Here is a 10841-nt window from a genome sequence, read left to right on the forward strand (position 1 = left end):
CGGCTGCATGACGCCCGCCGCGGCGAGCCGGGCCCAGTCCCGGATGCGGTCGGCGGGGATCCGTCCCTTCGCGCCGAAGAACTGTCCCGGCACGTGCCCGGAGAGCCAGCCCAGCGCCGGCAGGATCACCGAGCCCGCGCGCAGCTTGCGACCGACGGGCCCCGGGAAGCCGCGGTGGAACGGTGACTGGGCGGCGACCGCGACGAGCCCGGCGACGCGCGGGTCGTGGCGCGCGAGGTGGTACACACCGATCTGCGCGCCCATGCTGTGCCCCAGGAGGATCACGGGCCGCCGGCCGAGTCGCTGCTCCATCGCGTCGAGCGCGAGCGGGACGTCCTCGGCGGCGCTCTCGTGGTAGCCGGCCGGGGCGCTACGCCGACCGATGCGGTAGGTGCTCTCCCCCTGGCCGCGCAGCTCGGTGATCGCGACGTCGACGCCCTCGGCCGCCAGCGCGCGGGCGAGCGGGAGGTAGTAACGGGCGCCGACGGCGATGCCCGGCAGCACCAGGACCGACGGCCGGCGCTCGTCCCGCTGGTCGGTCTCCACGATCAGCAGCGGGCTGGTGCTGCCGTCCGGGTGGTGCAGTTCGACCCGGGCGGGGTCTTCGATCGTGGTCATGGGTACAGGATGCCGGACTACGCTCCGTTCGCCGCAGCCGGCCCGCGGCGGGGCCGCATACGAGAACGGACCCCGCCCACCTGATGTGAGGTGAGCGGGGTCCGTGGGCTCCGGGCGCGGGTGAGCCGCCGTGGCGCCGGTCGATCAGAGAGCGCCCCAGCGGGCACCCATGGCGTTCGCCATCATGGGCCAGGACTGCTTGAGGTCGTCCTCCCAGTAGCCCCACGAGTGCGTGCCGTTGGGCGCGAAGTCGAAGTGGGCGGGGATGCCGAGCTCGCCGAAGCGGCGGGCCAGATTGGCCGTGCAGTACTGGGTGGCCGCCTCGATGACACCGCCGACGATCGCCTGGTTGGCCAGCGCCGGGATGCTGTTGCGCAGGCGCCAGTTCTCGAGCGACTCGTGCGGTCCGGGCAGACCGTTTCCGGTGGAGATGAACATGGCGGGCAGCTGGCCGCGGTCCATCTGCTCCTTGAAGCGCCAGGCGCCCCAGACCGGGTCGTTGTCGAACCAGCTGTTGGTACCCGCGCGGGGCTCGCCCGGGAAGGGCCCCCACATGTTGTTGAGGTCGGCCCCGCCCCGCATGCCGGTGACGATGTTGATGAACTCGTGGCCGATCGGGGTGGAGGTCTCCGCACAGCCGGAGTAGGAGCCGATGGCGTCGAACCTGCCCGGGTACTTCTGGGCGATGGTCAGGACCGAGGTCGCGGTCATGGAGATCGCGGCGAGACCACGGCCGCGGGCGTCGCCGGTGTTCCCCCCGTAGCGACCCTCGAAGAGATCCGGCAGTTCTTTGGCGAGGTAGGTCTCGAACGCCATCGGACGGTCGGTGTCACGCGCGAAGCGGGTCTGGACATTGGGATCGTGCTTCTGCCAGTCCGTGTAGTACGAGAAGGCGCCGCCGATCGGGGTGACGGTCCAGGCGTCCTTGTCGGACATGAACTGCTTGACGTCGGACTGTGCCTGCCAGGTGGCTGAGTCCTCGCCGCCACCGGCACCGTTGACCAGGTAGAGGACCGGCGCGTGCGGGTTGCCGTCGCGCGGCCGCTGGACGATGTTCGGCACCTCGATGGCCATCTTGTCCGACCACACCGACACGATCAGTCGACCGTCCGGGAGCTCGGTCTCGGCGACCTTGTTAGTGGCCGTGGCCTTGGTGTACTGGATCGTGCCGCCCTGGGCCTGAGCCGTGCCGGTGGCGACGACGGGGACCATGGCCGCGGCCAGGGCCGCCGCAGTCACCTTCGTGCCGAGCCGGCGGCTCTTGACTGATCGCATAATTCCGACGCCTTTACGTTCTCGTAGTTCACCGGCCCCACGGAAGCGGGGCCGGACACCTCTTATCGCCGACGGCCTGGGCAGACCCTCAGGGGAGAGTAAACCCAATCCGTATCGGTCACACAAGCCCCACGGGTCACACACCGTGCAGGCGTGGGACTTCGGGGGCGAGTCACGCGTCCGCCCTCCACGACCCCCTGCGGATTCCCTGGCCGGAAGCCATGGAAACCTCACCAGACGCGGTGGCGGCTCACATGTTCCTTATCGACGGTACCGGCCACACCGTTACCTCGGGACCTCAACCCCGTGAACATGCCGCCGAGACCCTACGCCGAAACCCGGCCGCAGACACGAAAAGGGGCGCCGGGAAGCACTCCCGACGCCCCTTATCGAGACCGAAGGTCAGATCACTTCATGAAGCCGCCGGCGAGGGCCTCCTCGAAGTCACCGCCGGTGAAGTAGTCGAGGCCCGAGAAGAGGTCGCCGAAGGCGCCGAGGAAGTCGTTGACGAAGCCGAGGGTGTCGGACACGGCCGCGAGGGAACCGAGCTCCATGATTGTCTCCTTTGAGGATGGGCCCCGCTCCGCGCGGGACCTCGGTGAGATGCGGGCCGGACCGGCCCGGGGTCAGGTGGGAGGCATTGGGGTCCGGCCGCGTCCCGAGCCGGTGGGCCGCCCCGTCAGCGGCGGCCCGGGGTCATCACTCGCCGCCGGCGCTGATGGAGCCGATGGCACCGAGGAAGCCGTCGACGTTGTTGCCGCCGAGCGAGCCGGTGAAGAACTCCGCGGCACCGAGGATGTCGGTGATGCCACCGATGAGGTCGGCCAGTGCACCAAAGTCAGGCATGAAAGTCTCCCTTGTTGAGAAGTGAACCCCGGAATGCTGAGGCAGAAATTAGGGTAACGGGGCGCACCCCTATGTCAATTGTGATCTGCACCATGTGAAGTACCGCCACAGAGGGGCCCGTCACACCGAACCTAGCCCACCGTGACCCACATTACAATGACTTCCAAGCAACCCGCCTTCCCCTCGATCGCCACCGTCGCCGCAGGTAGACCGACCCGGTTACAGGTCAGGGCACCCTTAGTTTCCCTAGCAGCTTCTCGGAGACACCCCCTTGCCGCCGGCCCGACCGGTTGACGAACGCGAACATCGCCCCACCCCCCAGGGAAATCCGCGCCTCACTCGGCCCCGGACAGACGGTTTCCAATAAGGAGAATTTCTCTCTGAGTTTCCCGGGAATTCACCGATCCGGCACGCCGGAGCACGCCCACCGCCGCCCGAGGCGTTCCGGCCCGGCCCCGGGAATGACCCCGTCTTCACGTGCGGCCCGCCTCGTCGTCGCCGCCCCCTCCCCACCACAAATGGGCCGTGGCCCGCACCGGGGGATCGGTGCGGACCACGGCCGCGACAGGCGTGGTGCCAGGGCTACCTCCAGAAAGCCCACTCCGTGGGGCTTCTGCGCCTGCCTCTGTTCCAGGCAGCTCCCTTAGAAGCCCATGCCGCCCATCTCGTCGCCACCCGGCATCGCCGGGGCGGCGGGCTCGGGCTTGTCGGCCACGACGGCCTCGGTGGTGAGGAACAGCGCGGCGATCGACGCGGCGTTCTGCAGCGCCGAGCGGGTCACCTTGACCGGGTCGTTGACGCCGGCCGCCAGGAGGTCCTGGTATTCGCCGGTGGCCGCGTTGAGGCCCTCGGAACCGGGGAGGTTGCGGACCTTCTCGGCCACGACGCCCGGCTCGAGGCCGGCGTTGAGGGCGATCTGCTTGAGCGGGGCGCTCAGGGCGAACTTGACGATGTTCGCGCCGGTGGCCTCCTCGCCCTCGAGGGACAGGCCCTCGATCGCGGCCTCGGACTTCACCAGGGCGACGCCACCGCCGGCGACGATGCCCTCCTCGACGGCCGCCTTGGCGTTACGCACGGCGTCCTCGATGCGGTGCTTGCGCTCCTTGAGCTCGACCTCGGTGGCCGCGCCCGCCTTGATGACGGCCACGCCGCCGGCGAGCTTCGCGAGGCGCTCCTGGAGCTTCTCGCGGTCGTAGTCCGAGTCGGAGTTCTCGATCTCGGCACGGATCTGGTTGACCCGGCCCTCGATCTGGCCCTGGTCGCCGGCGCCCTCGACGATGGTGGTCTCGTCCTTGGTCACGACGACCTTGCGGGCCTTACCGAGCATGGAGATGTCGGCGGTCTCGAGCGAGAGGCCGACCTCCTCGGAGATGACCTGGCCACCGGTGAGGATGGCGATGTCCTGCAGCATGGCCTTGCGGCGGTCGCCGAAGCCCGGGGCTTTGACGGCGACGGACTTGAAGGTGCCGCGGATCTTGTTGACGACCAGGGTCGACAGGGCCTCGCCCTCGACGTCCTCGGCGATGATCAGCAGCGACTTGTTCTCGCCGATGACCTTCTCCAGCAGCGGGAGCAGGTCCTTGACGGTGGAGACCTTGCCCGAGACGAGGAGGATGTACGGATCCTCCATGACCGCCTCCTGGCGCTCCGGGTCCGTCATGAAGTACTGCGAGATGTAGCCCTTGTCGAAGCGCATGCCCTCGGTGAGCTCGAGGTCCAGGCCGAAGGTCTGGGACTCCTCGACCGTGATCACGCCCTCCTTGCCGACCTTGTCCATGGCCTGGGCGATGAGCTCACCGATGGCCGGGTCGGCGGCGGAGATGCCGGCGGTCGCGGCGATCTGCTCCTTGGTCTCGATCTCCTTGGCGGAGTCGATGAGGTGCTTGGTGACGGCCTCGACGGCCTTCTCGATGCCGCGCTTGATGCCCATGGGGTTGGCACCGGCGGCGACGTTGCGCAGGCCCTCGCGCACGAGCGCCTGGGCGAGGACGGTGGCGGTGGTGGTTCCGTCGCCGGCGACGTCGTCGGTCTTCTTGGCGACCTCCTTGACCAGCTCGGCCCCGATCTTCTCGTACGGGTCCTCGAGCTCGATCTCCTTGGCGATGGAGACACCGTCGTTGGTGATGGTGGGGGCGCCCCACTTCTTCTCCAGCACGACGTTGCGACCCTTGGGGCCGAGGGTGACCTTGACGGCGTCGGCGAGCTGATTGAGCCCGCTCTCCAGGCCGCGCCGGGCCTCTTCGTCGAACGCGATCATCTTTGCCATGGGGTGAATCATCCTCCGGGTATGGGGTGACACGCGTGTGGTCAGCGTCGGTGCCCGCGACGGACGGTGCGGACCGTGTCGGATCCGCCCCTCACCTTGCGACCTCAGTTTCAGATCTTGCTGGCACTCAGGGTAACCGAGTGCCAATCGCTTTTCTAGCACTCGCCCCCGACGAGTGCAAAGGATCGATGTCCGGGTCCGCGACCGGCGAACGCCTGACACGAACGTCCCTCACCGACCCGGGCCCTGCCCTACCATCGAGACGCCGTCCCACCCGCCCGTGTCGAAAGGCCCGCCGAATGCCCACCGAACCCGCCGCCTTCGGCGCCATCGAGAGCTCCATCGAGATCGACGCCCCTCCGGCCCGGGTCTGGGAGGTCGTCTCCGAGGTCCGCAACGCCACGGAGTGGAGCAGCCAGGCGTGGAAGATCTTCTCGCCCGGCGGCCGCACCACCAAGGGCACGTGGGCGATCAACCTCAACAAGCGCGGCCCTATCGTCTGGCCCACCACGAGCCGGGTGGTGGAGTTCGAGCCCGGTCGCCGGTTCGCCAACCGCATCAACGAGAACACCACCGTGTGGGTGTTCGAGCTCGAGCCCACGCCGTCCGGTGGCACGCGACTGACCGAGCGCCGCGAGGTGCCGGACGGGCTCACCTTCATCTCCCGGTTCCTCACCGACAAGCTCTTCGGCGGACAGAAGTCGTTCACCGCCGAGATGGACCGCGGCGTGTCCACCTCGCTCCAGCGCATCAAGGCTCTCGCCGAGCGGGGCTGAGAGCGGAATGCCCCGCCCCGCCGCGGCGCTGCTCGCCGGCGCGCTCGTCGCGACGCTCACGGGGTGCACACTGTGGCCCGGCGGCGAGGACGAGCCGTACGAGCCCACCCGGGAGGAGCCCGGGCCCACTCTGGCCGCCGCGCCACCGCCGGCGGACTGGCAGGACGTGCGCAGCCCCACCGGCCTCGTGTACTCGGTTCCGCCGGACTGGGAGGTCGGTGACCCGTTCGGTGTCGACGAGGACGGCCACGACCCGGGGGCGGACTGGGGCTCGGGCTACGTCACCACCGCCAACGCCATCGCGGACAGGGACTACTGCGCGCTCGGGGGTCTGAGCTTCCGGACGCTGGTCGGCATCAGCGCGACGACGCTGCCGGGCGAGGCGCGCGATCAGGCCGAGTCGGCGTCGCGGGCGATGGCAGATTCCATCGACCGGCGCTTCACCGAGGCGGGAGCGGACGTCCCGGTTCCCGAGGCGCGCCGTATCGGGATCTCCGGGGTGCCCGCCTGGTATGTGTCACTGCGCGGTCAGGTGCGCCCGCCGCGCAACGCGTGCACGCCGCCGGTCATCCGCTTCGACACGATCGCGGTCTCCACCCGCACCCCGGACGGCGCACCGGCGTCCACCGTCTTCGTGCTCATGTCCGACGAGGGCGAGCCCGGGGTTCAGCCGACGGAGACGATCGACGCCGTCGTGGCCTCGCTGCGCTACGACAACTCGGTGTAGCCGTGCGGGATCGGCGAGGACTCAGGCCGCCGATGCGGGGCTGCTCGGTTCAGTCACGCGCGCGGCGGCGGAATCGACGTCGGCCGACGCCTCCCCGGAGCCGGTGCCCGCCTCGAGGAACCGGGCCCAGTCCGCGCCACACCGCGCCCACGCCCAGCCGGCGTCGGCCGCGGAGGGCGCCACGTCCACGGGGACCATGACGCGTCGGACGGGGACGTCCGGGCCGTCGGCGGCCTCGACGACCAGCGCGCCGCCGGAGCGCTCGTACCGGAACCACCGCTCGTCGTCGACCTCCAGCTCCAGTCGGTCCCCGTCGATCTCGAGGTGATCCATGAGCTGACCGAGCAGTTCGCGGGTGACCCACGGCAGCGTGCCACGCGGCCGACCGCGGACCGTGTGGTCGGCGATCCCCGCCCCGACCATGGTGGGTCGCCGGTTCACATCGATGTCGATGCGCTCGCGCGGGTCGGCGGCGAGCCCCAGTTCGGGGGCGGTGACGCGGAGCTGGCGGGGCGCGGCCAACCGCATGACGGCGTTGACCACGAGGGGGCGGGTGATGACCTCGGGACGGATGACGACGCTGACGCCCTCGATCTCGGGCCGTGCGCACAGCGCGCCGGTCTCGCCGATGGCCTCCGCCTCGGGGAAGCGCTCGGCGACCTCGTCGCGCAGGGCCTCGAGGTCGGCGCGGAGGCGCGGGGGGAGCTCGTCGACGTGCGCGAGCTCGCGGAATTCCTCTTCCGCCGGAGTGACGACGATCACAAAGCTGCTCATGACTCCGAAAATACTTCATTCCGCGTTCACTTGCTGTTCATCTTGCGCAGCCGTGTCGGACCCGGCCTCTATCCTGTTGCCCATGACCGACTCCTCCGCGTTCGCCGATCCCCACGCCGAGCTCGCGCCGCTGGCCGCCGCGGTGGGTGCGCAACTCGACCGCGCCCGCTCGGACCTGGCCGCGCTCGTCTCCGTGCCGTCGGTACACGGGGCCGAGCCGGAGGCCTGCGAGCGGGCGTGCGAGATGGTCCGCGATCTGCTCGCCGAGCTGCCGGTGCCGGGTCTGGGACCGGAGGCGGTGGAGGTGGTCGAGACGTCCGACGGGTCGCGGGCCGTGTTCGCCCACCGCCCGGCCGCGCCGGGTCGGCCCACCGTGCTGCTGTACAGCCATTACGACGTGCAGCCGACGGGCGACGAGGGGGCGTGGACCTCCTCGCCGTGGAAATTGACCGAGCGTGACGGCCGGTGGTACGGCCGCGGCGCGGCCGACTGTAAGGGCAACCTGGTCGTCCACCTCACCGCCCTGCGCGCCCTCGCCGCCGTGGGTGGATCAGAAGAGGACGACGACGACAAGGGCGGCTCGCCCGGGGCGGACCCGCTGGACGGCCTGGGGATCCGGATCGTCGTGGAGGGTTCCGAGGAGACCGGTGGCGGAGGGTTGGACGATCTCGTGGCCGATCGGCCGGACCTGGTGGCGGCGGACGCCATACTCATCGCCGATTCCGGGAACGTCTCGGTGGGCACCCCCACGCTGACGACCAGCCTCCGGGGGATCGCGAACGTCGTCGTCGCCGTCGACACCCTCGAGGCCGGGGTCCACTCCGGCCAGTTCGGCGGCGCGGCGCCCGACGCGCTGGCCGCACTGCTCTCGATTCTCGCTTCCATGCGCGACCCGCAGACCGGGGCGACCACCGTCGACGGACTCGACTTCTCGGGGCGGTGGGACGGACAGGCCTACCCCGAGGAGACGTTCCGCGCCGATGCCGGCGTCCTCGACGGCGTCGATGTCTCCACGGCCGCGCCGGTGGCCGACCTCGTGTGGGCCCGCCCCGCGGTGACGGTGCTGGGCATCGACTGCCCGCCGGTCGAGGGCTCGATCGCGGCCGTGCAGCCCCACGCCCGTGCCCTGATCAACCTGCGCGTCCCACCGGGGATGGACCCGGTCGAGGCGCAGGGGCTGCTCACCGCGCATATCGAGCGCCGCCGCCCCTGGAACGCCCGGGTGACGGTCGAGCCCGAGGCCGTCGGCCACCCGTTCCGCTCCGTGCCCGCGGGCGGGTCCGACCCGGTGCACGACCTGCTCTCGCGGTGCCTCGCGCAGGCCTACGGTGCCGAGGAGGTCGCGGAGGTCGGCTCGGGCGGGTCGATCCCGCTGTGCACGGCGCTGCAGCGCGCGCACCCGGACGCAAGCATCGCCCTGTTCGGCGTCGAGGACCCGGCGGCCGCAATCCACTCCCCCGACGAGAGCGTCGATCCCCGGGAGATCGAGCGCATCGCCCTCGCCGAAGCGGCGTTCCTCCAGCGCTACCGCTGACCGGGGGCGGGGAGCTGAACCGGCTGGACGCTGAACCCACCACGCGCATCTCGGTAACAGTGTGACGGAACAGTGCGATAGTGGATGCAGTGGCGGCTGTCCAGTCCCGGCTGCCCGGAGCAAGGAGCCGCCATGACCGTCCCCGCACCCGTCGCCGCCGTGCCGAGCACGCGGCGGACATCCGCCGCCCGCCGAGCGGGGCGCGCCCTGCTCGCCACCGCCACGGCCGCGGCCCTGAGCGTCGGCCTCGTCCCGGCATCGGCGCAGGCCCAGGGCCTGCCCGGCTCGATCAGCCCCGAGCAGATCGCCAACGACGCCCTCGGCACCATCTCGCCCGAGAGCCTCAGCCAACTCCTCTACTTCGGCAACCTCCCCGGCTCCTCGGGTTCGTCGATGATGAACATCGCCCACCGGCTCGGCTTCTCGCCCAACATGTTCGCCGGCCCGCCGCCGCCGTCGCCGCAGCCCAACCCGAACATCCGCGAGACGAAGTTCGTCGAGGTCCTGGAGAAGGACGGCCGTTACGAGCGCTGGCTCATCGACTCCGCGGACATGCAGCGCGGCATCACCGTCGAGGTCTACCGAGCACCGGGCGGCGGCGCCGGCGCGCCCTTCCTCTACCTCCTCGACGGCGTGGGCTCCGAGCTGCCCAGCGGCTTCATGCAGTGGGGCGCGGCCGAGCAGTTCGCCGATCAGAACGTCAACCTCATCATCCCCACGGGCGGCCAGGGCTCCATGTGGTCCGACTGGAACGCGCCCGACCCCGTGCTGGGCATCAGCAAGTGGGAGACGTTCATCACCCGCGACCTCCCGCGGATCGCCGAACCCCGCCTCAGCGCCAACACCAACCGCGCGATCGGCGGCATCTCGATGGGCGCCGGCGCGGCCGTGACCATCGCGACCCGGCACCCCGGCCTGTACAACGGCGTGTTCGGCGTCTCCGGCTGCTACTCCACCGACGCGCTCGGGCAGATCCTCACCCGCTACACGGTCGAGAGCCGCGGCGCGACGCTCACCAACATGTGGGGCGAGCCCGGCAACGAGCAGTGGGCCGCCCACGACGCCCTCCTGAACGCCGAGAACCTGCGCGGCAAGGCCATCTACCTCTCGTCCAGCACCGGCGTGGCCAACCCCGGTGACTGGGAGGCGTACAACAACGACGCGGCCAACTTCGTCGCCGGCATGGCGCTCGAACAGGCCACCGACCGGTGCACGTGGGACGCCGACCGCCGCCTGCGGCAGCTGGGGATCCCGGCGCGCATCGACCACCTCCCGACGGGCATGCACAACTGGTCCTACTACTCGCGCCAGATCCCCGTCGCGTGGAACGCCATCAAGCACAGCGTCGGCCTCTGACCGCCGGGCCGTGACGGCGCGCCGATAGGCTCGGCGGCGTGAACGCGCGCCCGGATCTGGACCTGACCCTGCGACTGTCCGCCTCCGCGGCCGACTCCCGCCGGGGCATCGTACGCGCGCACCCCGAGGTGATCCTCGCGCTGGGGATGCGGGAGTGGGACGCGATCGAGATCGTCGGCGCCCGGACCACGGGGGCGGTGGTGGCCGCCGCGAAGCCGGGTTCGCCGAGCGGGATCCTCGTGGTGGACGAAGTCGTGGCCGCCAACTGTGGTCTCGGCGAGGACGCACGCGTCACCGTGCGGGCCGCGCAGGTCACGGGTGCGCAGTCGATCGAGGTGCAGGGGCTCCCGCCGGCGGGGCGGGGGGTCGCCGAGCGGGTGCTGCGGTCGGCGCTGCTGGGCAAGGTGGTGCGCGTCGGCGATTCGGTGACGCTGCTGCCCCGCGACCTCGGGCCACAGTTCCCCACCGGGGACACCACCCGCACCCTACGCAACACGATGGGCGCGCAGTGGAGCACGGAGCTGCTCACCGTGACCGCGACCGTTCCCGACGGCATCGTGTCCGTGCAGCCCACCACCGCGGTGGTGACGGGCGCGGCGACGGCGACCGCGCCGCGCACAGCAGCGGCGGCCGGAACGACGGCGGCGGCGACGACGACGAGTTCCCTCT

10 protein-coding genes and 1 pseudogene are annotated in these 10841 nt (G+C 70.8%); 5 read left to right on the forward strand and 6 right to left on the reverse strand.

Features of this window, described 5'->3' with window-relative positions:
• From HMPREF3086_RS13540 to groL, 5 genes are all read right to left on the reverse strand, one after another.
• Window positions 1-618, reverse strand: a 618-nt coding sequence (locus HMPREF3086_RS13540; protein WP_070722403.1) for an alpha/beta fold hydrolase, incomplete at its 3' end; no start/stop codon positions are given.
• 144 nt (window positions 619-762) lie between these two features.
• Window positions 763-1893 (reverse strand): alpha/beta hydrolase, encoded by a 1131-nt coding sequence (locus HMPREF3086_RS13545; RefSeq protein WP_070722406.1) that lies wholly within the window; start codon window positions 1891-1893, stop codon window positions 763-765.
• 407 nt (window positions 1894-2300) lie between these two features.
• The gene (locus HMPREF3086_RS19070) at window positions 2301-2447 is read right to left on the reverse strand and encodes a hypothetical protein (protein WP_165001062.1); all 147 of its coding nucleotides are present in this window, start codon (window positions 2445-2447) and stop codon (window positions 2301-2303) included.
• 145 nt (window positions 2448-2592) lie between these two features.
• A complete protein-coding gene (locus HMPREF3086_RS19075) occupies window positions 2593-2739 on the reverse strand; it encodes a hypothetical protein (protein WP_165001063.1) in 147 nt (48 codons plus the stop codon).
• Between the two features lie 643 nt (window positions 2740-3382).
• Window positions 3383-5005 (reverse strand): chaperonin GroEL, encoded by a 1623-nt coding sequence (gene groL, locus HMPREF3086_RS13550; protein ID WP_061227951.1) that lies wholly within the window; start codon window positions 5003-5005, stop codon window positions 3383-3385.
• Window positions 5006-5304: 299 nt separating this feature from the next.
• Here groL and HMPREF3086_RS13555 point away from each other — a divergent pair, with 299 nt between their 5' ends.
• Window positions 5305-5781 carry an SRPBCC family protein gene (locus HMPREF3086_RS13555; protein ID WP_070722408.1) on the forward strand — a complete coding sequence of 159 codons (477 nt, stop codon included), beginning with the start codon at window positions 5305-5307 and terminating at the stop codon, window positions 5779-5781.
• A 7-nt stretch (window positions 5782-5788) separates the two neighbouring features.
• Window positions 5789-6508: a DUF8017 domain-containing protein gene (locus HMPREF3086_RS13560; RefSeq protein WP_070722410.1), complete on the forward strand. Its 720-nt coding sequence runs from the start codon at window positions 5789-5791 to the stop codon at window positions 6506-6508.
• A 21-nt stretch (window positions 6509-6529) separates the two neighbouring features.
• On the opposite strand, the gene HMPREF3086_RS13565 is transcribed toward HMPREF3086_RS13560, so the two are convergent.
• Window positions 6530-7282 carry a hypothetical protein gene (locus HMPREF3086_RS13565; protein WP_246830999.1) on the reverse strand — a complete coding sequence of 251 codons (753 nt, stop codon included), beginning with the start codon at window positions 7280-7282 and terminating at the stop codon, window positions 6530-6532.
• Between the two features lie 82 nt (window positions 7283-7364).
• Between HMPREF3086_RS13565 and HMPREF3086_RS13570 the strand changes: the two genes are divergently transcribed.
• The 3 genes and pseudogenes from HMPREF3086_RS13570 to HMPREF3086_RS13580 all read left to right on the forward strand — a co-directional run.
• A complete protein-coding gene (locus HMPREF3086_RS13570; RefSeq protein ID WP_070722414.1) occupies window positions 7365-8816 on the forward strand; it encodes a M20/M25/M40 family metallo-hydrolase in 1452 nt (483 codons plus the stop codon).
• Window positions 8817-8948: 132 nt separating this feature from the next.
• Window positions 8949-10172: an alpha/beta hydrolase gene (locus tag HMPREF3086_RS13575; protein WP_061227946.1), complete on the forward strand. Its 1224-nt coding sequence runs from the start codon at window positions 8949-8951 to the stop codon at window positions 10170-10172.
• 38 nt (window positions 10173-10210) lie between these two features.
• A pseudogene (locus HMPREF3086_RS13580) lies at window positions 10211-10841 on the forward strand (ATPase); the annotation flags it as partial.

Source organism: Dietzia sp. HMSC21D01 (assembly GCF_001815995.1).
GTDB classification, from domain to species: domain Bacteria; phylum Actinomycetota; class Actinomycetes; order Mycobacteriales; family Mycobacteriaceae; genus Dietzia; species Dietzia cinnamea.